Origin of the sequence: Shewanella sp. UCD-FRSSP16_17, assembly GCF_001675935.1 — a bacterium.
GTDB classification, from domain to species: domain Bacteria; phylum Pseudomonadota; class Gammaproteobacteria; order Enterobacterales; family Shewanellaceae; genus Shewanella; species Shewanella japonica.
Genome location: NZ_LZFV01000002.1, coordinates 519,214 through 545,253, shown reverse-complemented (window position 1 = coordinate 545,253; position 26,040 = coordinate 519,214). Strand labels below are relative to the sequence as shown.

The window sequence follows — 26,040 nt, the reverse complement described above, 5'->3', positions numbered from 1 at the left end:
TGTTATAGGCTAGGGCGTTATTGCTATGACAGGTAAGTGAGTGGGTTTGTTTTTTCTTTAGGTTATTGAATTATCAGTATTAAAAAGCCCAATATGGTATTGGGCTTTAGACTTTTAAAACGCTTGATACGAGATAAGCGTATTTTTTAGTTTAGCTACTCAGCGGCTACAGTTTTAACACCATCTGGTGAACCAACAAGCAATACGTCAGCGCCACGGTTTGCGAACAAGCCGTTAGTCACCACACCTACAATAGCGTTTAGTTGAGTTTCAAGCGCTTTTGGGTCAAGAATTTTGTAGTTGTACATATCTAAAATCACGTTGCCGTTATCCGTTACTACACCTTCACGGTACACAGGGTCGCCGCCCAATTTTACTAATTCACGTGCCACATAAGAACGTGCCATAGGGATCACTTCAATTGGAAGTGGAAACTCGCCTAATACGTCAACTTGCTTAGTGTTATCGACAATACAGACAAATTTCTTTGCAACTGCCGCAACAATTTTTTCGCGTGTTAATGCTGCGCCGCCGCCTTTGATCATGTCCATGTGGGCGTTAATTTCATCAGCACCATCAACGTACACTGATAAATCAGACACGCTATTCAAATCAAATACTTCAATGCCTAATTGCTTTAGCTTTTGAGTTGACGCTTCAGAGCTAGAAACCGCACCTTGAATGTCGTGTTTCATTGTCGCTAATGCATCAATAAAGTGATTAACCGTTGAGCCAGTACCTACACCAACAATACTGTTTTCTTCAACGTACTCTAGTGCTGCCCAACCGGCGGCTTTTTTCATTTCATCTTGAGTCATATCAACATCCTAAGCTGGCTATTTTTGCAATGATAAGTAGTAAAATTGGCAAGAGTATAGCAAATGCCAAGCTGTTCAAGATATGGCAGAGATTTAATTAATGACCTCTGCGGTCTCAGAAGTTGACATAGGATAGAATTTTTCCTGTTTAAAGGCGTTGATGACGCGCAAATTAATGTCGCTGGCAAACTTACGTTCTAAGCGAATATCCATGACATAGGCTTTGACGGTTAGCTCAATAAGGTGCTCGCCAAACTCATAACGAGTGGCAATATTCACCGTAATAGGCTTGTCTAAAAAAGTATAAGGTGAGCATTGTGTCGCTTCTTTTGCTAATCGAGTCGCTTGTTGATGATCAACCTGTATCGGTAAAGTGAATTTAACGACAACCATTTCATCTAATGCGCCGCTATTGGCATTTGATACGGCAGTTTTAAGCGCCTCAGCGTTAGGCACCATCACAGTATTATCATCAAAAGTTCTAAGCCAAGTGACGCTCCAGTCGAGTTGAATCACTTCGCCGTAATGGCCTGATAACGTCACCATATCCCCAACACGATAGGGTGGGGTTATCATGATTATCAGCCCAGCAATCATGTTTTTAGCTGGTTCTTGGGTTGCTAAACCGAGCACAATACCAATGGAGCCAATCACTGCGAGTACCAGGTTTTCGTGCGGGTTAATGATTTCGGCAATAGTGTAGATAATGACTGTAGCCCAAATAAATAGTCTTACAAATGGGTATAAGCGGCTCCACAATAAGCGGTATTTGGGTAATTTTACGGTTAAATGTGTCAGCAAAGTTTGCACAACCACGAGCAATAACCAAGCAAAGAAACACACCAAGGCAAAGGCGAATAACTTATCGAATGAAATAATATCTAATATGGCTTGCAGGGCTTTACGTGAGTCTTCCATGATACTAACTCCTACAGGTAGAGCTTATTGTGATTGACTAAGTGGCTGGCAATCAGTCGTGTTAAAGTGGGAGTGATAACATAATAATGTTGGGCAAAATCTTGTTTTGAATAATGCGCTTTTATCAATCCTTGGCGACATAAATACTCAAGCTTAAGTGCACTTTGCTCGATACTACAGGCAAAAATTTCAGCATGCTGAAAAATCCGTAACCCACCGTGAACGTATAATTCTGCAAGGCTAAACAAATCGTCGTCGCTGCATTGTTTTAAGCTGGTTAAATCTGGCAGGCAAAGCGGGGCTATTGTTAGCGGGTGGTTGTCGTCTTGAATCAATGCATGAAATATCAATACACAAGCCAATTTACTATGGCCACCTGTGGCTTGGTGCAATTGTTTTGTGAGTTGCTCAAATGCTAACTTTTCAGCGTCATCATCTTGATTATCAGTAATGTGCAGTCCGATTTGTGCAACCCTGCTTTGTATCACATCGCGAAATTCTGACAGGCCAAAATAGTCGAGCTTAATGACGAACTTTACAAAATTGGTAATCGCGTACTGTGATGATAAGCGGTGCCAAACATAGGTTTCGCAACCCAGTACCCAGCAATGACGTTGTCGGGTTTCCATTAATATGGTGGCAAACGTGACTAAAGCTTGATAGTTACCCATCATTCTGAGCATTAGCTTATGGAGATCATCAATAATGATAACATGTGCAGGCTGTTTGTTTATTAAGGCTATCGCTGCGGTAATCGATACTGGAGCATCATTAATATTGAAACAGTAACAAAGGTTAGCAATGGTTTCTTTTGTGGTTAAAGCTGCATGGTAAAAACTAAGATAAGTGATATGTACCGCTTCTGTTTGGCGAGTTGCTTGCTGGGTTAAAAACCAATGATGAAACTGATTGAGAAAAGAGCTAACACCTGAACCAGCAGGGCCTGTAACAGCAGTTAACTCGCCTTTATTTTGCTGCCAACGAGTAACTGAGTCGGTTAATTGAATAAATTGATGTTCGCGACCAATAAAGCGAGTGTGCTCGGATAATGGCGATATATCGACTTGTTGTTTTATCCTATGATTAGCATTTTTCGCTTCAGGTAGCGCCGCTACGTCTTTATCGGCTGCATGATAATCTTTAGCTGGATCAGCTTTTATAGGGTTATACAGTAAGGTTTTTTCCACTGTCGCCTTTGGATGGTGGTGGGGGTAAATTCTAGCGATTTCCTTCAGTGACAACTTTCCTTCAGCACTTTCTGCATCAGCAATAATAGCAGGCTGCCCCATTAACAGGGCTTTCAGTTTGGTCCAAGCCTGGGTGATTTGTGGTAGTTGCACATCCATTTTACGTTTTACCTCGTCACGCTTAATAAAAGCGAGTTATTCCATTTATTTAGTCTCTAAAGACTTCTTAACTCTAGCATAGTTGTTTCATTAAAGTGGCCAATATGCTGAAAGCAAAATGCACCATGATGTTGTTTTTCGTTGGGCGATGCTGGTGGAATTAACGCTGGAAAACCGCCTTTAACAAACTTGATTGGGGCGGAAATTGAAAAGGCTGGGCGTATTTGCGCTGTAAGTTAGAAGATAATTGTCATAATTGGGGCTAAATGAGTCGCTTTTTTGATACAAATTAGTGTGATCTCATTCCATTCTAATCGAGATTTTAATCCTAATTAGCAATGCTAATCAATTTAGCTGTTAACCTACCTTATTTGTTAAAAATAACAGTGATTTAAGTCTCGTTTTTATTATCCAAATCTGCGATAGACTCAATCGGATTTTGTCATTTTATCTCTTAAAAAAGCGAGGATAAGATAGCTGCAATTAAACCACATACTTTAAAAGGTTATTCGTTATGTTCAAGCTAACCTCTGTTGCTTTTATTATTGCTTCAATTTGTTCAATTTCTACAGCTCAAGCAAGTGAGCCAATTGAGGTGATTAAACCTGCTGTTATCACCGAACCTGAAAAAGTAGAATTAGGTAAAATGTTGTTCTTTGAACCACGTTTATCTATGTCTGGTTTTATTTCTTGTAACTCTTGCCATAACTTATCGTTAGGTGGTGTGGATGCATTGCCAACGTCTATCGGTCATGAGTGGCAAGAAGGTCCAATTAACTCGCCTACAGTATTAAATGCTGACTACATGCTAGCGCAGTTTTGGGATGGTCGTGCTGCTAACTTAAAAGAGCAAGCTGCGGGTCCTATCGATAACCCTAAAGAAATGGGTTATACCCATGAACTCGCTGTTGGTACTATTGCTTCAATGCCTGGCTATGTTGAACGTTTTAAAGCAATTTATGGTTCTGAAGAAGTTAACATCGACAGAATTACAGACGCCATTGCGGTATTTGAAAAGACGTTAGTAACACCAAACAGCCCATTTGATAAGTATTTAGAAGGCGATAAGAAAGCCATTACAGCCGACGCTCAAGCGGGTTATCAATTATTTAAAGATAAAGGCTGTGTAGCTTGTCATAACGGTCCCGCTGTTGGCGGTACTATGTACATGAAAATGGGCTTAGTTAAACCATTCCATACCGATAACCCAGCCGTTGGCCGTAAAGGCGTAACAGGTAAAGAAGCGGATAAGTTTGTCTTTAAAGTACCAACACTACGTAATATTGAGCTGACCTATCCATACTTCCACGATGGCAGTGTTTGGACACTTGAAGAAGCGGTTAACACCATGGCTGATATCCAATTAGGTCAGGAAATGAGTGAAAAAGAAACCAAGCAAATGGTTGATTTCTTAAAGAGCTTAACCGGTGAACAACCACAAATTATGTTACCGATTTTACCGCCTTCAAATGAAAATACGCCACGCCCAGTGCCGTTTAAGTAAGGAATTTTCAATTAGTTTCATCGCCTAATTGAATATTGTTGCACTCCCCCAGCAAAGCCTGTTCAACTTAATGAGCAGGCTTTTTATTTTTTATCTTATTAATCAATAAATAGTACAAAAAAGTACCTAGTGTACGGTTTTGTGCCCACTAGGTTTTATTGGCTAATCCCCCTATGATAACCCTAGAGATACAATACAAGGTTTAATAGGTTATACATGAACACTATCAATATGGATTTTAGCCAACGCGTCGTGATAAATACTCATGAGCTGAATTGGGATAAAAGCCCAGCTAAAGGCGTTTGGCGTAAACGTTTGGCTCGCGAGGAAGCCGAGCGAGGTCATGCTACCAGTGTGGTTAAGTATGATGCTGGCGCAAGTTTTAAATCTCACCCACACCCATTAGGTGAAGAAATCTTTGTATTGTCAGGGATATTTTCAGATGAAACAGGTGACTATCCTGCAGGCACGTATATTCGTAATCCTGAAGGTTTTAGTCATGCCCCTTTTAGCGAGCAAGGCTGTGAGTTATTAGTAAAGTTACATCAATTTTTACCAAGTGATACAGAGCAAGTCAGAGTTGATACTCGTAATACTGATTGGCTACCTGGCCAAGGCGAATTACAGGTCATGCCGTTGCATCAACATTTAACTGAATCTACCGCTTTAGTCTTTTGGCCAGCGGGATGTCAATTTCAGCCCCACCGTCATTTTGGCGGAGAAGAAATATACGTGATTAGCGGTGAATTTATCGATGAGCATGGACGGTATCCTGCAGGAAGTTGGATTAGAAGCCCGCATTTAAGCCTGCATAATCCGTATGTTGAACAAGACACTGTTATTCTAGTGAAAGTTGGTCATTTAAACGCTGATGAATAAGAAAATGTTTCAGTTGACCTTGTTATAGCCTCCTTTTAAGCTGCAGTTAATTCAATGATGAATACAATGAAGTTAACCTACTTTATAAGGAAGCGTTAATGCATCAAGCAGAGTTAGTCCGTTTTATTAGCGGTATAGATCGCCAAGAAGAGCGCCGTTTTGAAGATACAATGGCGATCATCGACATGTATTATGAGTTTACTCCGACTGCATTTAGTAATGGTCAGCAGCAAAACAGTGCAGAACAAAACTTAGGGTCTTGCAAAGTGTTTTCATTTGCAATGCGACATCAATTGTCGGAATCGCAAACGCTTAAGCTTTTCGGGCAATACTACCAAGATGTGTTAGCCACGCCTCAAGGTGCGGATCATCAGAATATTCGCCAGTTTATGCAACATGGTTGGGCTGGTATTCGTTTTACTGGAACGCCGCTGCTTTTGAAAAGCTAATCATAGAAAAGCTAATTACTGAAAAACTTGTTAGTTTAAAAACTAATTTTGTTGACTCAAATAGGCTTTGACTATTTAAGACGTTAACTATTTAAGGCTTTGAAAGTTAAAGCCTTAATAGATTAACGTTAAAGTAACGCAAAATAATGCCAGTTATTTTATATAAGTCATTTTGACTGCTAAGCCTAGTTAAAAGCCTTCCACTCCAGCCATGTCAGGCAGATGATGCGCAATCCCTTTATGACAATCAATACAGGTCTGCTCACCACTTTCTAAGTAGGTTGAATGCATTTTTGCTGCCCGCTCAGATTGTCGGGTGAAATCCATATAATCAAATTCATGACAATTTCTGCATTCTAATGAATTATTTGCTTTTAAACGGCGCCACTCATGTTCGGCAAGTTCACGTCGTTTAGCTTCAAACTTCTCTGGTGTATTAATCGAGCCGACAAGGTGTGCCCAAATCTCTTTAGATGCTTGCATTTTACGGGCAATTTTATCTGTCCATTTATGGGGGACATGGCAATCATGACAAGTGGCTCGCACGCCGCTACGATTGGTGTAATGAATCGTGGGCTTCATTTCTTCATAAACATTTTGATGACAGCTACTACAAAACTCCTCAGTGCTCGACATTTCAAGGGCAGTGTTAAAGGCTCCCCAGAATATGATCCCTGCAATAAATCCACCGATAACTAAAAAACCTAAACTGAAATGCACACTGGGCTTTTTAATTGTCTGCCAGACGGTGTTAAGTAACATCTTGAATTTTTGCATGGTTTCACCCTGTTGATAATGACGGTGTCACTATATAGCTGAACGTAGAATCACGATTGAGAATAAAAGTGACTGAGATACCAACTGGTTAATACCAGTGCATGTTTACTGCTTAATGTTGTAAAGATAGCAGTAAAGTGAAAATTAACTAGGTGACATGAATGTTTTACCTAATTGATTAATCTTCATACGTTGTGAAGCTCAAAATAGATCGAGTAGTATGTTGCTAAAGTTGACCGTTTTTTGAACTTGTGACTATTATTATCTTTAATTAGTGATTGCTGAATTTGGTTGTTAGACGAGTGCTGCAGAGGCCAAAGTCTACAAATAGATGCAGAACTGACTTCGACATTTTGGTTAATTATTGAAAAGGATATTCTATGAACAACAGGTTAATTGTCACACTCGCAGCGAGTGGTTTATTGCTACATACATGTGGGGTGACAGCGGCAGTATCAGATCAGGTTATTAGCGATCAAAGAGCAAAACTTGCAAGTCAAACTCAAGGGCAGGGATTTGGTCCGCAATCGCCAAGAGATCTCAATCAAGTCACAGGCAATAATCCCATTCACTTTAGTGCAGCCCCAAGTTATAGCCAGATGAATCTGTGTAATATTCATTTTCATAAAAATGCAGAGCATTCAGGTGGCGAGTTTACGACTTATGCGGGTAACGGAGATGGCAAAGGGTATCAGTCAGGTTATAAATATAATGGTGTTTTAACTGACAAAGAAATGATGCAAACACGTATGGCTGTATGTCCAAGTAAAAATGGTGGGTTAAACGCAGGTGATACTATCGAGCTACATTATGTTCATTCAACTGCACAGGTCACTCCAGGAGAAAGTTTGGCTGCTTGCATGAATGAAGCCATTGCTAACCCGCAGTTGAGAGTTGAAACCCAAGTCTTTGTGCTTGTTGGGGGCGGTCAGGGTTTAGACTTTAATCAGTTGACGAAAGTTGAACAAACACAAGGCAAATATCAAGCGATTAATATGCTCAACAATATGGGCGATCCTGTTGAATATAGCGGTTCGACAACAGGGCCGGGTTATAACGAAAAAGGATCGCCATTGCAGGTTTCTTGGCGTGTTAGGCCAAAGGTGGCTAAGGTCAATATCGACTCTGTGGGCCAATGGTGCCGTGGGAATGAGTTTAAAGAAGACCATGCTCATGGCGTGAGGAATTTAGTTATTAATCCTGCTTTGTTATCAAATATTAACTAAGTTTCTGATAAAAAATAAAATATAGCGTATTCACGCCATATAGTTAATGCGTGTGAACTGATTTTTAGCAACAATTAAGGCGCCATATGGCGCCTTAATTGTTGCTTGATAAAATTAATACTTGTGGTGGCTAATCAGCCATTAATGCAGATAAACGAATTTGATATAAATTGCCTTTACCGTTCTCAATACGAGTAAAAAATAAGTAGTTACCATCGGGAGAAATAATCGGCGTAAACTCATGATCTGCTGTGTTAACTTTATCGCCTAAGCTTTTAGCGACTGTCCACTCATTGCCCACGAGGTGTGAGATATAAAGATCGCCTTTTCCTAAACTGTCTTGACGATCTTTTATACTGAATACGATGGTTTTTCCATCGCGTGAGACTGCTGAGTCACCAATATTACCGTTCACGCCATAAATATGGCTTGGTAAAGGTTCTGGTGTCGTAAATCCATTGCCCTTAGGCTGAGCAACAAACATATGTCGACCATTGTCCCTAAATGAAGGAAAGTAAAGCTCGCCTTTGTCTGTCAGTGATGGATATAGATCGGCGGCATCTGAATTGATATCGAGATACTCAGGTTGCTGCCATTGATCATTTTTCCACGTTGAGCGCCATATATTGACTTCCTTTGCTTCTTCTTTCTCACCTTTTAATGGCCTTTTAGACACAAAGTATAGCTGTGAGTAATCAGCACTGTAATAAGGATCGGCATCTAAGTATTCGCCTGATATCGCTAGTGGTGTAGGGGATTGCCAGTTACCTGAATCAAATGAAGACTGCATCATAGTGCAATGGCTAAAATCATCATTGCAACGGGCAAAAATGACATTATCGCCAGATTGATTAAACACAGTATTAATTTCAAAGTGCTCAGTTGTTGAAATGACCCCAGGAGCGAACTCCACGGCTTTATTGGCTGCTGCCTCATTATGATAGGCTGGATTGGCAAATACTGAGGTGGACACTATGGTTAAACAAGTTGTGATTATTATTGGTTTTATCATGACTCGCCTTTGTAATTCATTTTATATAAGCAAATGTGTAGCTGAATTAGCTATTATTTTTGAGTAATCTGCGATTTTTGAGTAAGCGGATTACTTTTGGGCAAAGAGAATACAAGGCTTTGGTTTATTAATCTATATTTTTGTGAATCTAAATTCACTTTTGTTATTGCTTTGCCGTTTGTAGATGTCAGAGCATCTATTCATATATGGGCTTGTGCCACAAAACTTGATTAGATTTTTCGGTTCTAAAGATCTGTTTTATATAGGGGTACTTCATTGAACCTTGTTGTCGACTTGAGTCTACTTGAAATCAATTTAACCGACATTGCTCTAATTGAATTCGCTAAATCACTCTACTGAGTTGTCTATTGACTGGCATTAATTAAAAAGCGCTAGTCGCCACAACTTCTAGCGCTTTTAATATTCATGAGCTTGGGGGATCACCTAAGCATCTGCTTACTGTGATTAAAAGGGCGCATAACGATCAAAGTTTGTTGTTGGTGTAGTCCAACGTTGTTTTGCATCGTGTTGGCTATTATTGATACCTTGCATGGGAATTTGGCCATTGTCACCGTATAACCACAATATCATATTCGTACGTTCACCACTGATGATAGGCAGCGCTGCATGAGGTACATGACCTCGATGGATCAACGCTATGCCAGGCTCGAATACTTGTTCAACCATTTTACCAGTATTGGCATCGTAAAAATTCACGCCAGATCCAGTAAAATGCTCCTCAGGCAAGTTGAGGTTGATATTCAGTGTGACTGAAGATGCATCCGAATGCATACGCAACGAGGTATCTTTATTGGGCTGATACTGAATTGAAAACCCAAACGTTTGCGTGTCGTAGCCAGTGACTTCTGGAAATAACAAGCGTGCAATAGGGCGCATGTAGTTATCTAACAGACTGCGATAAAAGTGCTGAAATTCTGGCGCTGCGAGATACCCTTCAGAGCGAGGATCTAACATTGCTCCTCCGCGGTTGAGCACTATGCCATATGGAGGTCGTAATGGGATCTCAGCATCGGCCGCTTTAGTTAAAAAGTCGCGCAATATGGCAAGCTTTTCTGGTGCAAACAGCTGGAAGCTAAACACACCTGGCGCTACTTCGTGCAAAAGTTCACGAACGGTATTTTCTTTGCTGGGATCTTGCCATGCTTGAGTAACAGCCTCGCGCAGTTTGCTATCGAGCAAAGCATCATTGAGCGGTAACAGATTGGCCAGCTCGCTCGCTTCCCATTCATGCCAAGCCTCACTGAACAATTCGGTATTGTCATCCCAAAACTGTTGTACAGAAGGCGATCGTTGAAGCATGTTTTCTCGAGAAGGTAGGCTTGTGGCGCGAGCGCGCTGTAATTGATTAGGTCGCATAATATTCATTCCTTGGGTGAATCTTTCATGAGTCCAAATCTAGTACAGTTGGTTTTTGAGATAAATATCATCAGCAATGAAACAGAATCAAGGATTTGTATATAGTTGAAAGCTGTCTTATTTAGAACTAAACGAGCCAGAAAGAAATGAATTGTTCATGGACTAGGGTTACTCATTGAGATAATTGCTTCAATAAAACAATAAAATGTGCCCTAGGCGTTATCTATTCCTTAATTATCTGTAAACAAACTGTCATAATAGTTACCACTGTTTTGTTATGGGGATAATAATATCTGCATCGTTTTTTATCTTATGAAGAAACAGCTACGTTGATAATTAATAAGAATGATACCTACAAGGACTGAATATGAAACGCTTGCTCGCCCTGATACTGCTTTGTCAGGCTCCTGTTGTTGCAGCAAATGACACGACTTCAAATGATATAGTGCATTGGCAAGATAATAGCCTGTCTTACCTTTATGGCGATAACTTTAAAGTTAACCCACAAATTCAGCAAACTATTACTTATGAGCACGCAAGTGGTTGGAATGTAGGTGACTTATTTATGTTTGTCGACTTCACTAAATATAACGGTGCAGAAGATTTCCTAAACGGTAAAAACACCTATTACGGCGAGTTTAGTCCGCGTTTTAGCTTCAGTAAAATGCTAGATAAACCCGTAGAAGCTGGCATGATTAAAGATGTCTTACTGGCAACAACTATAGAGTTTGGTGAAGGTGATGTTGAGTCATTTTTAATTGGTGCGGGGATAGATTTAGCCATTCCAGGGTTCGATTTTTTCCAACTCAATATGTATAAACGTTTGCCCGATGGGCGCGATGGTGACACTTGGCAAATTACCCCAGTTTGGAAGATGAGTTGGCCAGTTGGCGAGTCGACGATTGTGTTTGATGGCTTTATTGATTGGGTGGTTGATTCTGATGGTAGTTACGAAAAAAACGTCCATTTTAACCCGCAGCTTAAATATGATTTAGGTAAACAAGTCGGCATGCGAGATAGCGCGTTATTCGTGGGTATTGAGTATGACTATTGGAAGAATAAATACGGCATTAAAAGCAGTTCAGGATTTAATACCGATCAAAGCGTGACTAATTTATTGGTGAAGTATCACTTCTAATGCTTTAATTGAACGTAATATAAGCAAATTTTCGCTTGTAGATATGAACAATTAACAAGTGAATATATGGCTTTATTCGTTTGATAAGGAGACGTGATGAAATACTCAATGAGCGATCTCATCTACCAAGGTGAGAAAGCAGGCGTACATAACTGGAATACGGTTTCGGGTAATTCTTTTTATTGGCACCCTGATTGGTTGCATATTGCTGAAGATATGACAGGCCATAAGGCGACAGCTAAAATTGAAACCACTGCAAAAGTCGCAACTCAGCAACAAGCACAAGACACCATAGTCAAGCATCTTAATAAGTAAACATGCCTTCATTTAAACCAAAAGCAGCCAAACTGTAGTCAGGCTGCTTTTTTATAAAACAACAAAAGTGACTTTGTTATTAAGTCGTTTGTCGCTTGCTAACGATTGAAATATTAACCACTTTGCTTCTATTTGTTTGCTGCTTTTTATTTTGCAGCAATGAGTGTGGTTTTACGGTAATCAAACTGCTGATTTACTTGTTGAACTTCGCTGGCAGTAAGCTGAGCCTGTTTGATTTTCTTGTCGTCAGATATAACAAACTTATTCAGTTTATAGTTCACAAAGTCTGCGACGAATACCACACCATTATCGTAGCCTGCTACAGCATTAACTTTTTGCATGGCAGTGCAGTCATTACATTCAATAACGCTACTTTCAGCTAATACGCTTCCACTGAACACACACATCACTGTGACAAGTGCCTTTAAAGGTAACTTATTCATAGACATCTCCTTTTCATTATCATGACTGATATCACTTACATACAAAATGTGATCTAAATCACGTTTAGGTTATGAGAGTTACCAGGTGATGTCTAGTCTGTTGAAATAAAAAGTTAACAATAGTTTTGCTAAACTTAGCCGAAAAGAGAGTTCGAATATAAGCAGATTGAGTCGTTAACTCGATAATATTGAACAGGGTTAGTCTTTATGAAGAATAGATAAACGTGGCAGAGCAGCCACGTTTATTAGAGTGATTTAAGCCAGCGCCGATAGTCGTGTAATGACTTAGATGTTAAATATAGCTGTAATTTGGTTTACGACTGTATCGTTGCTGGAAATTAAATGGGCTCATTTTTAAGGTACGTATAGCATCCACCCAGCCAACGACCATTGGCACCAATGTCCAACAGAATAAAAGATATACACTTCCTTTTAGGTGCTGCCCTAAGTAAAACTTATGCAGGCCAAATCCACCTAGTACAAAACCAAAGAGTATTGCGAGTTTTTGATTTTTAATACGAATATCTGGGTCTACTCCACTAAGCGCATCTAATCCTTGAGCAGCTTGGCAATGTGGACAAGTGATAATGTTCAGGTCAATATTGTTACTGCATTGAGGGCAGGTTACGTCTTGCATCACTAACTCCAATAGTCAAAATTGCTGTTGGGTTATTATGGGTACAAGTGTTCGCTGAAAGTAGGTGCATAGTTCACAGAATTAAAATAAAAGCTAAAAATACATAAAATGATACAAATATCGCCAATGGATGCATAAGGATGATGCTTTAACCGAGAGACATCACAACTCTAATGTAAAACTGTGCAAAGTTACCCCGCGGCTATTTGAATTAAATAGTGAACTATTTAAAATCAATTACGTAACAATTCGACAAAATAATAAATAAAAATGGACTTCCCATTAATGAAAAGACGTTTTACCAAGGTCGCTGTGGCAACTTCGATAGTCATTTTATCTGCTTGCAGCTCTTCCTCATATCTGGACGAACCTTTGGTGACGCCGCAACTTCCAGCGTCTTGGCACACTGATGCTGAATCGTTAAAAGATAATCAAAGCTGGGTGACGCCGATTGCAACAGATCAATTACTCGAATTTATCAGTATTGGCCTAAATACCAACCAAGAATTGATGCAGTTAGCACTTGAAGTTGAGGTCAAAAAGCAGCAACTCAATGTCAGTGACTCCAGCTTTTGGCCAGAACTTGATTTGTCCGCTAATAGTGGTCGTAGTGGTAACAGTGATGACTCAACCAGTTTCAATAACCTGAGCTTAGACCTAAGTTATGAGTTGGATATTTGGGGCAAATTATCTGACAATGCTAGAGCCTCTAAACTCAATTTACTTACAGCGGAAGCCAATTACCAACAAGCAAGAGATGCCTTGGTAGCTGACGTCGTTATTGCATACTACAAGGTGGTAACCTCAGCTGAGTTAGTGAAGTTATTTGAACGCCGAACTGAAAATGCCAAGTTAAACTTTGAGATTATTGAGTCAGGGTATTTACAGGGATTGAACGAATCTCTTGATGTCTACCTGACGCAAAATGAATATCACAGTGAAAAATCCAATCTGTTATCCCAACGAAGCCAGCATAACCAAGATATCCGAACCCTAGAAAGGTTACTGGGCGGATATCCTGCGGGTAAATTACTCATTGATGAAAAGCTGCCATTACTGCCTCAAGGGATCAAGATTGGTGTGCCAAGTGAGTTAGTTAAACGCAAGCCAGAATTACAAGCTGCGTGGTATCAGCTGTTATCTCAAGACGCCTTAGTGGCATATACCCAAAAACAACGTTATCCAGCCCTTCGCTTAGGTGCTGATATTGGCACGTCTAGCAGCGACATTGCTAACTTACTGAGCGGTGATTACAGCTCGTGGTCAGTCTTTGGTGGCATTACCGCGCCGATATTTAATGCGGGTCGATTAGCGTCGCAAACTGAACAACAAAAACTGAAATTGAAGCAACAAGAGCAGCAGTATCTAAGTACCTTATTTAACGCCTTCGAAGTGGTTGAAAATAACTTAGATTTAGATGCAAGTTTACAGCAACAATATCGCTCAACGTTAAAGGCTCAGGAGAATGCGCTACAAGCTGAAACTTTGTCTTTTGAGCAATATCAAAGCGGACTTGTGAGCTACACGACAGTGTTAGACGCTCAGAACCGTGCTTTTGTCGCGCAAAGCTCAGTCATCAGTTTAAAAAATCAAATCATTGCCAACCGTATTGGATTGCACCTTGCTTTAGGTGGCGATCTGGATGCAAGTGTTACAGAAGAAGAATAATATGATGAACAAGAAATACCTTATCCCTGTTGGCATAATTGCTGTAGCTGTGATTGCTATTGCGACGATTACATTTAACCCGCCTTCAACCAAACGTGGCAAGCCGATGGCAATAGCACCGATGTCGGTTGAAACATTAACGTTAACACCACAAGATTATCAAATTCAGGTGAGCAGTTTTGGTGTGGTTAAACCCAGAACTCAAAGCTCTTTAGTGACTCAAGCATCAGGACAAATTCTGACCATTAGCCCTAATTTTCGAGAAGGTGGCTTTTTTGAAAAAGGTGAAGTACTGGTGCAACTTGATGATCGAGATTACCAAGCAGAAGTGAAAATTGCCGAAGCAGGGTTATTACTTGCAAGGCAGCAATTGCTGGAAGAGCAAGCCCGAACCAATCAAGCTTTAGTCGATTGGCAACGTCTCAGTAATGGCCGTGAGCCAACCGCATTGGTGTTACGTGAGCCACAACTTGCCGCAGCAAGAGCGGCAATGTTGTCAAACCAAGCATCACTTGAAAAAGCCAACCTTGCGCTTGAGCGTACCCAAGTTGTCGCACCGTTTTCTGGCCGTATTTTAGAAAAGCATGTCGATGTTGGCCGTGTTGTTTCAACCAACGCCCAACTTGCGACAATTTATGCAACCGATTATGTAGAAATTCGCCTACCGATCAATAACAGCGATTTGGCCTTAGTCGAATTGCCTGAGCAAGGTAAGTCTGCGGTGGCTAAAGTTTCTTTTGAGTCTGATTTAATTGGACTACAAAAATGGGAAGGACAGCTGATCCGTACTGAAGGTGCGATTGATAGTAACTCACAGCAGCTTTATGTTGTAGCGCAAATCGATGATCCATTCGATTATCAAAGTAATCAAAAAATGCCATTGAAAATTGGCCAATACCTAACAGCAAACATTGCGGGTAAAAAGCTAAGTCAGGTATTAGTTATTCCTACGAAATCGATTTATCAGGGCTCTTATGTTTATGTCGTCAATGATGGCGTGTTATTACGTAAAGGCGTCTCAATCAGATGGCAAAATAGTCAAGACTCAGTTGTGAGAGCGGGGCTTAATAATGGCGACGAACTCGTTACCACCTCACTTGGTCAAGTCAGCTCTGGTACTCCTGTTACGATAATGGGGTCTGAGCCAACAACAAGCCGCCCTCAAGGTGGACCTAAAGCTAACCTTGATGGAAAGCGACGCCCTAAACCTGATGGCAAACACAACAAACCAGCGGCGAAAGAGGGGGCACAACCATGATTGCTTGGTTTGCTAAAAATCATGTCGCAGCCAACCTATTAATGTTGATGCTGCTGGTCTTGGGGTTAGGTTCACTATCGACTCGAATTCCTCTTGAAGTATTCCCAACTGTTGAATCTGAACGCGTTTCGGTCAGCATCTCGCTGCGTGGTGCAACGCCTGAAGATGTCGAGAAAGGCGTTACTATTCGAGTTGAAGAAGCTGTACAAGATCTTGAAGGTATCGAGAAAATTACTTCAAGCTCATCAGAATCCTCTTCGCAAGTGACCATCGAAGTGGAAAGTGGTTATGATCCTCGTGAGATGTTGGCAGATATTAAAAGCCGAGTCGATGCGATTAATACTTTTCCTGCCGATGCAGAAAAGCCGGTTATTGCGTTGGCCCAACGTAAGCGTGAAGTGATTGCTGTCACGGTAACGGGTAAGTACAGTGAAAAAGAAACCCTTGAATTTGCCGAAGTCGTGCGTGATGAGTTATTACGTCTTGAAGGTGTTACCCAACTAGATTTAAGCGGAGTACGTAACTATGAAGTGTCATTAGCCTTATCGCAAAACAAGTTACGCCAATACAACCTAACGTTGAGCGAAGTATCAAAAGCCATTAATGCCTCCAGTACCGATATCTCTGCTGGTAACCTAAAAACCCAAGGCGGTGACATTTTACTTCGCTCAAAAGGCCAAGCTTATTATAAAGATGAGTTTGCCAATATTGCGATTAAATCAGCTGCCGATGGCACGATTATCCGCTTAGGCGATGTCGCTGATGTGGATGATGGGTTTGAAGAAACCCCTGTAAGAACAAGATTTAATGGCCAGCAAGCAGCATTTATTGATGTTTACCGTATTGGCCAGCAAAGCGCTATTGATGTGGCTGATAAAGTCAAAGGGTACATTGACTCACGACAAGCGACATTGCCAGAAGGCTATGGCTTAAGTTACTGGGATGATGATTCTGAAATCGTTAAAAACCGTATTGCAACCTTAACTGGCAGTGCGTTGCAAGGTGGTATATTGGTGCTGTTATTACTGACCTTGTTCTTACGTCCATCAATTGCCATTTGGGTGTTTATTGGGATCCCTGTGTCATTTATGGGGGCCTTCATTTTTATGCCATTTTTTGGCGTATCTCTAAATGTCATGAGCTTGTTTGGGTTTATTTTAGTGCTGGGGATTGTGGTGGATGACGCCATTGTGACTGGTGAAAATATATATACCCACTTAAAGACAGCACCAAGTGGCGAGCAGGCCGCAATTTTAGGTACTCAAGAAGTTGCAGCGCCTGTTACCTTCGGGATTTTAACCACTGTCACCGCCTTTTTACCTATGTTGTTTATTGAAGGCACACGTGGGGCGATATTTGGGCAGATTGCCATCGTGGTGATCCCCGTATTACTGTTCTCATTAATTGAGTCTAAGTTTGTATTACCAGCTCATTTAAAACACATTAAGTTGCGAAGTGAGAAAGAAAAATACAATCGATTTGAGATTTTTCAGCAGAAGTTTGCCGATGGGTTTGAGCGTGCGATTATTCAATTTTATCAACCCTTCTTGCGTGTTGCTCTAAAACATAAGACAGCAACTTTGAGCTTGTTTTTAAGTGTGTTGTTAGTCATAGCTGCTTTGTTAGCAACGGGCTGGACTAAGTTTACTTTCTTTCCACGTATTCCAAGTGAAACTGTGCGACTGAGTCTGACGATGCCTGCAGGCACGCCATTTGAAGTGACCAATGCGCATATTATTGGCATTGCCGCCAAAGCTGAGGCATTGCAGGAAAAGTATCGTGATGAAGACACCGGCGAAAGCGTCATTATTAATATTTTAGCCACAACGGGTGGCCGAGGTGGTACTTCAAATGCGGGTAGTGTTCGTTTTGAAATGACCCCTGCTGAAAAGCGTGAGTCTGATATCACATCTCGAGAACTGTTAACCGAGTGGCGAAAGAGTGTGGGTGAAATCCCTGGGGCAGAGTCGATGACCTATCGTGCTGAAATTGGCCGTAGTTCAGATCCAATTGATGTACAGCTCAGTGCAAACTCATTAGAGACGTTAAGCGAAATTGCTGATCAGGTTAAAGAACACCTCAAAACCTATCCAACAGTATTTGATATCGCAGATAGTTTATCTAATGGTAAAGAAGAGCTGTTAATTGAACTAACAGAGCAAGGTAAAGCACTCGGATTGACTCGCCAAGAAGTGTCAAGCCAAGTGAGAAATTTCTATTTTGGCTCTGAAGTGCAGCGCATCCAGCGTGGTCGTGATGATGTTCGGGTGATGCTACGTTTACCATTAAATGAACGCCAATCACTAGACGATTTGAAAAAAGTATTGATTACCACAAGCCAAGGTACGCAGGTTCCTCTTGGGCACGTGGCTAAAATGACATCAGGTAAAAGTCCTTCTAGCATAAGACGTATCGATCGCTACCGCGTGCTCAATGTGACGGCAGATGTTGATAAAGACAATACCAACATGACAGTGTTGCAAGCCGACCTCAAAGTGTTTCTTGATGGTTTAGTGCAGCAGTACCCTGGCGTAAGGCATTCACTTGAAGGCGAAGCGCGTGAGCAGCGTGACAGCTTTGGCTCGCTCCAATGGGGCTTAGTATTTGTGCTGTTTATGATTTATAGCTTACTTGCGATACCGTTTAAGTCATATATTCAGCCGCTAATTGTTATGAGCGTCATTCCGTTTGGCTTGATTGGCGCGGTGTTAGGCCATTGGTTTATGGGCTCACCACTGACGATTTTCAGTATATTAGGTATGTTGGCGCTGGTTGGGGTCGTGGTGAATGACTCATTGGTACTAGTAGACTTTATTAATAAGAAACGTGCCCAAGGGATGGAAATCGCAGAGGCGGTATTAACCGCTGGAGCTAAACGTTTCAGACCGGTTATGTTGACCAGTTTAACCACGTTTATTGGGTTAATGCCTTTGCTACTAGAGAAATCGACTCAGGCTCAGTTCTTAATCCCAATGGCTATTTCATTAGGTTTCGGGATTATATTCGCCACCTTTATCACCTTGATATTAGTGCCAGTAAACTACCTTGTAGTTGAACGTATTAAAGGTAACAAAGTCGATATTAGTCACTTTGATAAGTCCTTAGGTGACACCTTTGGAATGGCGAAAAGTTAGTAAAGCAATGAATACTGGGAAGGGTTAAAGCCAATAGCTTTAACCCTTTTTGTTTATGTGATTATCAATCGCGCAAGGCCATGGTTAGGTACTAACAAGTATGGACTTTGCCATTTAGTTTTATTTTATCAATTGTGTAATGTATGTACTGAAAACCGTGTCTTAGGTTAATTCAGTTGTTCTTTATCTAAACCGTTAGCATCGCGGCTTATTTTATTAAAGGTAATATCAATGGCTTTAACGTTATTTTATGCTCCAGGAGCATGCTCTGGTGTCACAATTAATGCGATCCAAGAATTGGGACTAGAGTGTGATTTTAAGCGAATTAATCTTGCTTCTGGCGAACAAAAGTCGCCAGAGTATTTACAAATTAACCCTTTCGGCAAGGTGCCTGCGCTGGTAACCGAAGGTAAGTTATTAACTGAAAACCCAGCTATTTTACTGTATTTAAATAGTTTGGTTCCAGGCTCTAAATTACTGCCAGAAACTGAAGATGAATATCAAAAGTGTGTATATGCTTCAGATTTAATGTGGTTTTCCAGTACCGTTCACCCATCTGTGCGCCATGTCTGTATGCCCGCATATTACACCGTTAGTAAAGATGTCTGTGATGTCGTAGCAAGTGGTCGTAACATGTTAACCAGTCATTTTGAGAAGGCTGAAAAAAGGTTGAAAGCGTCAAATTGGTGGTATGGAGAACAATGGTCAATTGTTGATGTATATCTGCATTGGTGCTACACAAGAGCGTTAAGAGGCGGTTTTTCTTTGGATGATTTCCCTGCGCTTTTAGCACATCAAAAAAGAGTAGAGTCAAAGCCAAGCTTTCAGCGTCGCTCAGCTATAGAGCAAAGCCATTAAGGCTATTTCATTTCAAACGACATTTGCGAGTCCTATGAGGAATTATGTTTACTCATTTCTTGTCTGACACGCACTTGTTGTAATAGAAACCGTGATGCTTCTTGTTATAGAAAACCGTGATGCTTCAATCACTCTGGGTTTAAGGGGAATAGTGCGAATCCCCTTAACACCCCCGCATTAGCCTGATGTACTAGTTATCCTCTATGTACTTTGAAAATAGCTAACGTACCCGATGGGGCATTCATGCCCCGCGAAAGCTAACCTGATTCTGATAGGCAGGATGCCTGAATGCCGAGAAGCACATGGATGTGCGAGAAAGGCCATGTCAGGTTTACGCTATTTATCTGCATACACTTCGGCAACTTCCAACGGGGAATCATCGAGCATCTGACTTAATATGGATAAAATATATGGCTGTTCTGTCTTTTACCGTCTTTTATTCACGCAAAATTATAACAGGTCTTTTACCATAATTACCTTCAAGGCTAGTTAGTTCATCATATACATCTTCAACGGGAATCGGTGATGAAGCATTGATTGAAATTCTATTTATGATAGTTACTTTGGGGGCCTGTACGGCATAGTCACGATCACTATCAGCAACTGTGATAACTTTACCTTCAGCAGAATATAATGCATAGAGAATGACATCACCGATACGGTAAGTTATTGCACCTAATAATACAATTTCGTCATCCATATTCAACTTGCCATCAACAACATCAAACGAAATTTTGAATCGTTCAGCGTTACCACCAAAAAAATCTAGAATAGAGGAGCAAGAAGATGCTAAATATTCCATTTCATCAAAGCTAATTAATACTTCTTCACCAACATTAAATAGTTGATTGATTTGTATAAGTGTATTTAATGTCTCAATTTTGTTGTCATAATCAACATTAATAGCATCAGAAGTTATGCTTCCTAGTACTTCTTGTCCATCTTCACTTTTTAATAATATTTTATAAGCATTACCACTTGATACATCAGAGATGAACTTTAGGTTGTCCCTTAAGTTACGTAATTTAAATAGTCTTAAACCGAAATTAAAATTGAAATTTATTTTTTTACTATTATGTTTTATCGTTAAGTCGAAGAAATTAGTTTTATACCTTGATTTGAATAGAGGATGGTCAAAATGACCTAGAAAGGTAGGGAGATAGACTTCGACATCAAAACGATAATCTTTACTTATACTTCCTTTTCGGAAAATCAGTTTCGCTGTTGCTATAGGCTCTATTACTGGCAGTGATAATTCAGCCGACTTTGAACAAAAATCAGTTTTTTCATGCGACTGACCAAACCTTTTTTCGACAGCTGATACATTTGAAATTCGTGCTTTCTCTCTAATACCAATATGTACATCAATTAGGTCTTCTAAATTCTCTTTACCAATCAGGTCGAACCTAATTTTCAAACGATCTTCATCAAAGCCTACATTTTCAAGGAAACTCTTCTTACTATTTATGTATTGGCTAAGGTTACCTATGTATGACTTTAAATTTTTAGCGATTGATTCACCTGTTAGAGCTTTCAATAAGTGACTTTCATCATAACGAAGTGTATAGCTCTTTTGATTAGTTGTTGTGACTAACTGAAGTATTTTTTCAATAAGCTCTTCATCCATATGTCTAAGAAAAGCTCTTACTGGTGTATTACTGCCGTCATACTCAATGAATATATAAAAGCAAGGAAGTGGATCAATGGCTAATTTATGTAAATTTGATAAATTAATAGATAATTTTCGTTCCTGTCCATCTGTCGCTTTAACTTGTACTTTACACTTTGGCGCAGATTGATGAACTTGAAGGCCAGTTATTTCGTTACTAAATGGGAACTCAACTATATAATCCCATCCCATTTTATCTTTTGTGGACTTATTCGCAATTAAACCAAATTCAGAACACCAAGCGTTGAAATGTAATTCGCCTAAATCACCTAAATCTCTCACAAATGTTTTCCTTTTTAATATACTGCTAAAACATGAAAAAAGCTCTTGCAGGCTTTCGTTTGCTTGGTTCACTTTAGCTTAATAATTAAGGGCAGGTAAAACTTTTAATTATTAAAAATTAACAACGCTGCAGCCTCCAATGTTCCCCATTCCAAGTTGCTGAAATTCGCAGATGAAAATGCCGTATAGCCATTATGGATGATGGCTAAGGCTCAGGAAACATGGTTGGCATGTATGAACTATCATCTCAATTTTCAGATACTATTTAATGTGGAGCGAAATAAAGTTTTCATCAAATGAATTTGCAGGCTTAATAGCCCCCCGTTGGAAATCATTCGCTTTTCAGAATATTTCGCCGGGGCGCTGCGGGTTTGTTAAGGGGGACAAGCGCTTTCCCCCTTGACTCTGGTGTGGGCGAAGCGCCACGACTTTGACTCTAATTCAAACGAAGTTTGAAAAACTACAGAGTAACCTTGCGATTACTCTGAATCGCACTCTTACTCAGGATCACTCTCTATTCTGGATCATAGTCCAAAACCGGTGCTAACCAACGTTCGGTTTCTTCAATACTCATGCCCTTACGAGCAGCATAATCTTCAACCTGATCTTTACCTACATTGGTTACACCAAAATACCGTGATTTAGGATGGGCAAAGTACCAGCCTGATACCGCTGCGGTTGGGAACATGGCGTAGCTTTCAGTAATGTTCAAACCAATGGTTTCATCAGGTTTGAGTAAATCCCACAGCAAGCCTTTTTCAGTATGATCTGGGCAAGCTGGGTAACCTGGCGCTGGGCGAATACCTTTGTATTTTTCACGAATGAGAGCCTCGTTATCTAACTCTTCATCTGCTGCATAACCCCAAAATTCTTTACGTACACGTTCATGCATACGTTCGGCAAAGGCTTCTGCTAAACGGTCAGCTAAACATTTGAGCATAATCGCGTTGTAGTCATCATGGTTTGCCTCAAAGCGTGCCACATGCTCGTCGATACCGTGACCGACTGTTACCGCAAAGCCGCCCATGTAATCGGCCACACCTGAGTCTTTTGGCGCAACAAAGTCGGACAAACAGAAGTTGTCATTGCCCACACGTTCAAGCTGCATGCGTAAGTGATGAGTGGTCATTTCAACTTCGGTGCGAGTCTCGTCTGTGTAAAGCTCAATGTCGTCATGGTTGACGGTGTTTGCTGGGAATAAGCCGATGACTGCTTTGGCCGTGAGCCACTTTTCACTGATGATGGTTTCAAGCATGGCTTTGCCATCTTTATAGAGTTTACGGGCTTCTTCACCAACGACGTTATCATCAAGAATGTCTGGGAAGCGGCCGTGTAGCTCCCAGCTTCGGAAAAAAGGGGTCCAGTCGATGCGATCAACTAAGTCTTCTAATGGGTAGTCATCAAATACTTGACGACCTAATACATTAGGTGTGAATGGGGTGTAGTTGTCCCAATCATGCTGGCAGCGGTTTTCACGGGCAGCGTCAATTGACACAATGGTTTTACGCTTAGTTTGTGATAAACGTTTTTCGCGCATTATGTCGTATTCGTTATACGCTTCATCAATGGTGGCTTGGCGTGTGTCATTACTAATGAGTTTTGACACCATAGGCACGGCGCGAGACGCATCGGCAATGTAAATGGCCCCTGTTGGTGAGTGTGGGGCAATTTTAACGGCGGTATGAATTTTTGAGCAAGTGGCGCCGCCAATGATGGATGGAATGGTTAAACCTGCTTTATGGAAGGCTTTAACGTTATGCACCATTTCATCAAGGCTTGGGGTAATAAGCCCTGACATGCCAATAATATCAACGTTTTCAGCAATGGCGACTTCGATGATTTTCTCAACAGGCACCATTACGCCTAAATCAATCACCTCATAACCATTACAAGCTAATACCACACCAACGATATTTTTACCGATATCGTGCACATCGCCTTTCACGGTCACCATGAGGATTTTACCGTTGGATTGGCCTTCCACTTTTTCGGCTTCAATAAATGGGTTTAAATAGGCCACGGCTTTTTTCATCACTCGGGCGGATTTCACCACTTGCGGCAAGAACATTTTACCTGCGCCGAATAAGTCACCGACCACGTTCATGCCATTCATTAATGGCCCTTCGATCACATCCAGTGGACGGACTGCTTGTAGGCGTGCTTCTTCAGTGTCTTGGTCAATAAATTCGGTAATCCCTTTAACTAAGGCGTGGGATAAGCGCTCTTCAACAGGCCAACCTCGCCATGCTAAATCTTCTTTTTTGGCGACTTGTTTACCATCACCACGAAACTTTTCAGCGACATCAAGTAGTTGTTCTGTATTGGTTGAATCAGCGACGGGGCAAGGTAAATTTTGCACCACGTTTTCAACTTTTTCTTTAAGTTCAGGGTCGATATCATCATAAATGGCTAATTGACCCGCGTTAACAATCCCCATGTCCATACCTGCTTGAATCGCATGGTATAAAAACACCGCATGAATGGCTTCACGCACTGGGTTGTTGCCACGGAACGAGAAAGACACATTCGATACACCGCCAGAGATCATCGCATAGGGTAACGTGGCTTTGATGTCTTTAATCGACTCAATAAAGTCGACAGCGTAATTGTCGTGCTCTTCAATTCCAGTGGCAATCGCAAAAATATTCGGGTCAAAAATAATGTCTTCAGGTGGAAAGCCAACCACATCAACTAATACACGATAAGCACGCGTACAAATTTCAGTTTTACGGGCTCGGGTATCGGCCTGACCGTCTTCATCAAAGGCCATGACAATGGCAGCGGCGCCATAGCGTTTGACTAATGTGGCTTGTTTGATAAAGGCTTCTTCGCCTTCTTTCATTGAAATTGAGTTAACAATGGATTTGCCTTGTACGCATTTAAGACCTGCTTCAATCACGTCCCATTTAGATGAGTCAATCATGATAGGCACACGAGAAATGTCTGGTTCTGAGGCGATTAAGTTTAAGAACTTTTTCATCGACTCTGCGCCATCAAGCATGCCTTCATCCATGTTGACGTCGATGATTTGCGCGCCGTTTTCAACTTGTTCGCGTACCACATCTAAGGCTTCTTCAAACTTTTCTTCTTTAATTAAACGTAAGAATTTAGCAGAGCCTGTGACGTTCGCGCGCTCGCCAACGTTAACAAATAATGAGTCACCATCGATGGTTAACGGTTCAAGCCCTGATAAACGACACGCAACAGGGATGTCAGGGATAGTGCGAGGTGCGTGGGTGATAACGGCATCGCGAATCGCGCTGATATGTGCAGGTGTGCTACCACAACAACCGCCAACAATATTCAGCATGCCTTCTGCTGCCCAGTCGATAATAACCTCGGCCATCTCTTCTGGCGTTTCATCATAACCGCCAAATTCATTCGGCAGGCCGGCATTGGGATGCGCTGAAACATGACATTCTGCAATGCGAGATAATTCTTCTACGTATGGACGTAACTCTTTAGGGCCTAATGCACAGTTAAGGCCAATAGAAATCGGTTTGATGTGGCGCAGTGAGTTATAAAAACCTTCAGTGGTTTGTCCGGTTAATGTCCGGCCTGAGGCATCGGTAATCGTGCCTGAAATCATTACTGGCAGGCGATCGCCTAAAGTATCAAACACGGCTTCAATGGCAAATAGGGCGGCTTTGGCATTGAGAGTATCAAAGATGGTTTCTACCATAATGATATCTGCGCCACCTTCAATTAATGCTGTGGTGGATTCGACATAGGCATCAACAAGCTCATCGAAACTGACATTACGAAAACTGGGGTCATTCACATCTGGGCTAATCGAACAAGTACGGTTGGTTGGCCCGAGAACACCTGCAACATAACGTTTAATGCCTGTTTGTGCTTCTACTTCGTCAGCGGCGGCGCGGGCAACTCTAGCGCCTTCGAGGTTGATTTCAGCCGACAAGCTTTGCATGTCGTAATCAGCCATCGCAATGGTCGTGGCGTTAAAGGTATTGGTTTCAATAATGTCAGCGCCCGCTAACATGTATTTAGTGTGAATGTCTTTAATGATTTGACGCTGGCTTAGCACCAACATGTCATTATTGCCTTTCACATCGCAATGCCAGTCTTTAAAGCGCTCGCCACGGTAATCTTCTTCTTCCAATTTATAGTCTTGGATCATTGTCCCCATGGCACCATCGAGGATCACGATACGCTCTTTTAGCGTATTGGTAAGTTGTTCAAGAACCTGACTGTAGGAAGTCGACTTCGCCATATTTGAGTACCTTTATTGCTATGCTAGCAGTTGCTATTAGCTATTTCTTATTATGTGAATATTCGAAACTTGAGAAATTAGCATACCTTGTTTTGCACTAT

20 protein-coding genes are annotated in these 26,040 nt (G+C 41.1%); 10 read left to right on the top strand and 10 right to left on the bottom strand.

What is annotated here, in order from left to right; all coding sequences use genetic code 11:
- Positions 1-155: 155 nt before the first annotated feature.
- The 3 genes from rpiA to A9267_RS07205 all read right to left on the bottom strand — a co-directional run bounded on the left by rpiA (position 156) and on the right by A9267_RS07205 (position 3,082).
- Positions 156-818: a ribose-5-phosphate isomerase RpiA gene (rpiA, locus tag A9267_RS07215; protein ID WP_055026420.1), complete on the bottom strand. Its 663-nt coding sequence runs from the start codon at positions 816-818 to the stop codon at positions 156-158.
- A gap of 93 nt (positions 819-911) precedes the next feature.
- Positions 912-1,736 (bottom strand): mechanosensitive ion channel family protein, encoded by an 825-nt coding sequence (locus A9267_RS07210; RefSeq protein ID WP_065108721.1) that lies wholly within the window; start codon positions 1,734-1,736, stop codon positions 912-914.
- Between the two features lie 11 nt (positions 1,737-1,747).
- Positions 1,748-3,082, bottom strand: a complete 1,335-nt coding sequence (locus A9267_RS07205) for an ATP-binding protein (RefSeq protein ID WP_065108720.1) — start codon at positions 3,080-3,082, stop codon at positions 1,748-1,750.
- 514 nt (positions 3,083-3,596) lie between these two features.
- Here A9267_RS07205 and A9267_RS07200 point away from each other — a divergent pair.
- The 3 genes from A9267_RS07200 (at position 3,597) to A9267_RS07190 (ending at position 5,914) form a co-directional block, all read left to right on the top strand.
- Complete coding sequence (locus tag A9267_RS07200; protein ID WP_055026417.1) at positions 3,597-4,586, top strand: cytochrome-c peroxidase; 990 nt, start codon at positions 3,597-3,599, stop codon at positions 4,584-4,586.
- 216 nt (positions 4,587-4,802) lie between these two features.
- Entirely contained in the window at positions 4,803-5,465 is a 663-nt protein-coding gene (locus A9267_RS07195) for a cupin domain-containing protein (RefSeq protein ID WP_065108719.1), read from the top strand.
- A gap of 98 nt (positions 5,466-5,563) precedes the next feature.
- On the top strand, positions 5,564-5,914 hold the full coding sequence (locus A9267_RS07190) for a HopJ type III effector protein (RefSeq protein WP_065108718.1): 351 nt from the start codon (positions 5,564-5,566) through the stop codon (positions 5,912-5,914).
- A 189-nt stretch (positions 5,915-6,103) separates the two neighbouring features.
- On the opposite strand, the gene A9267_RS07185 is transcribed toward A9267_RS07190, so the two are convergent.
- Positions 6,104-6,691, bottom strand: a complete 588-nt coding sequence (locus A9267_RS07185) for a NapC/NirT family cytochrome c (RefSeq protein WP_065108717.1) — start codon at positions 6,689-6,691, stop codon at positions 6,104-6,106.
- Between the two features lie 380 nt (positions 6,692-7,071).
- On the opposite strand from A9267_RS07185, the gene A9267_RS07180 reads away from it, so the two are divergent.
- Positions 7,072-7,917: a delta-class carbonic anhydrase gene (locus A9267_RS07180; RefSeq protein WP_065108716.1), complete on the top strand. Its 846-nt coding sequence runs from the start codon at positions 7,072-7,074 to the stop codon at positions 7,915-7,917.
- A gap of 130 nt (positions 7,918-8,047) precedes the next feature.
- Here A9267_RS07180 and A9267_RS07175 read toward each other — a convergent pair whose 3' ends face one another.
- Entirely contained in the window at positions 8,048-8,929 is an 882-nt protein-coding gene (locus A9267_RS07175) for a TolB family protein (RefSeq protein ID WP_065108715.1), read from the bottom strand.
- Positions 8,930-9,394: 465 nt separating this feature from the next.
- Entirely contained in the window at positions 9,395-10,306 is a 912-nt protein-coding gene (locus A9267_RS07170; protein WP_065108714.1) for a 2OG-Fe(II) oxygenase, read from the bottom strand.
- A 367-nt stretch (positions 10,307-10,673) separates the two neighbouring features.
- Here A9267_RS07170 and A9267_RS07165 point away from each other — a divergent pair, with 367 nt between their 5' ends.
- Positions 10,674-11,444, top strand: coding sequence for a hypothetical protein (locus A9267_RS07165; protein WP_065108713.1), 771 nt, complete (start codon positions 10,674-10,676; stop codon positions 11,442-11,444).
- A gap of 96 nt (positions 11,445-11,540) precedes the next feature.
- Positions 11,541-11,759 (top strand): hypothetical protein, encoded by a 219-nt coding sequence (locus A9267_RS07160; RefSeq protein WP_055026409.1) that lies wholly within the window; start codon positions 11,541-11,543, stop codon positions 11,757-11,759.
- Positions 11,760-11,905: 146 nt separating this feature from the next.
- Here the strand turns inward: A9267_RS07160 and A9267_RS07155 are convergent, their stop codons facing one another.
- Positions 11,906-12,202 (bottom strand): hypothetical protein, encoded by a 297-nt coding sequence (locus A9267_RS07155; RefSeq protein ID WP_065108712.1) that lies wholly within the window; start codon positions 12,200-12,202, stop codon positions 11,906-11,908.
- A 292-nt stretch (positions 12,203-12,494) separates the two neighbouring features.
- Complete coding sequence (locus tag A9267_RS07150) at positions 12,495-12,839, bottom strand: TM2 domain-containing protein (RefSeq protein WP_065108711.1); 345 nt, start codon at positions 12,837-12,839, stop codon at positions 12,495-12,497.
- A gap of 285 nt (positions 12,840-13,124) precedes the next feature.
- Between A9267_RS07150 and A9267_RS07145 the strand changes: the two genes are divergently transcribed.
- The 4 genes from A9267_RS07145 (at position 13,125) to A9267_RS07130 (ending at position 19,757) form a co-directional block, all read left to right on the top strand.
- Positions 13,125-14,507 carry a TolC family protein gene (locus A9267_RS07145; RefSeq protein WP_065108710.1) on the top strand — a complete coding sequence of 461 codons (1,383 nt, stop codon included), beginning with the start codon at positions 13,125-13,127 and terminating at the stop codon, positions 14,505-14,507.
- A gap of 1 nt (position 14,508) precedes the next feature.
- Complete coding sequence (locus tag A9267_RS07140) at positions 14,509-15,765, top strand: efflux RND transporter periplasmic adaptor subunit (protein ID WP_065108779.1); 1,257 nt, start codon at positions 14,509-14,511, stop codon at positions 15,763-15,765.
- Positions 15,762-18,899, top strand: a complete 3,138-nt coding sequence (locus tag A9267_RS07135; protein ID WP_065108709.1) for an efflux RND transporter permease subunit — start codon at positions 15,762-15,764, stop codon at positions 18,897-18,899. Before A9267_RS07140 ends, A9267_RS07135 begins: the two co-directional genes overlap by 4 nt.
- A gap of 231 nt (positions 18,900-19,130) precedes the next feature.
- The gene (locus A9267_RS07130; RefSeq protein ID WP_065108708.1) at positions 19,131-19,757 is read left to right on the top strand and encodes a glutathione S-transferase family protein; all 627 of its coding nucleotides are present in this window, start codon (positions 19,131-19,133) and stop codon (positions 19,755-19,757) included.
- Positions 19,758-20,193: 436 nt separating this feature from the next.
- Here A9267_RS07130 and A9267_RS07125 read toward each other — a convergent pair whose 3' ends face one another.
- The gene (locus tag A9267_RS07125) at positions 20,194-21,708 is read right to left on the bottom strand and encodes a DUF4365 domain-containing protein (protein ID WP_065108707.1); all 1,515 of its coding nucleotides are present in this window, start codon (positions 21,706-21,708) and stop codon (positions 20,194-20,196) included.
- Positions 21,709-22,222: 514 nt separating this feature from the next.
- Complete coding sequence (metH, locus tag A9267_RS07120) at positions 22,223-25,939, bottom strand: methionine synthase (protein ID WP_065108706.1); 3,717 nt, start codon at positions 25,937-25,939, stop codon at positions 22,223-22,225.
- Positions 25,940-26,040 lie beyond the last annotated feature (101 nt).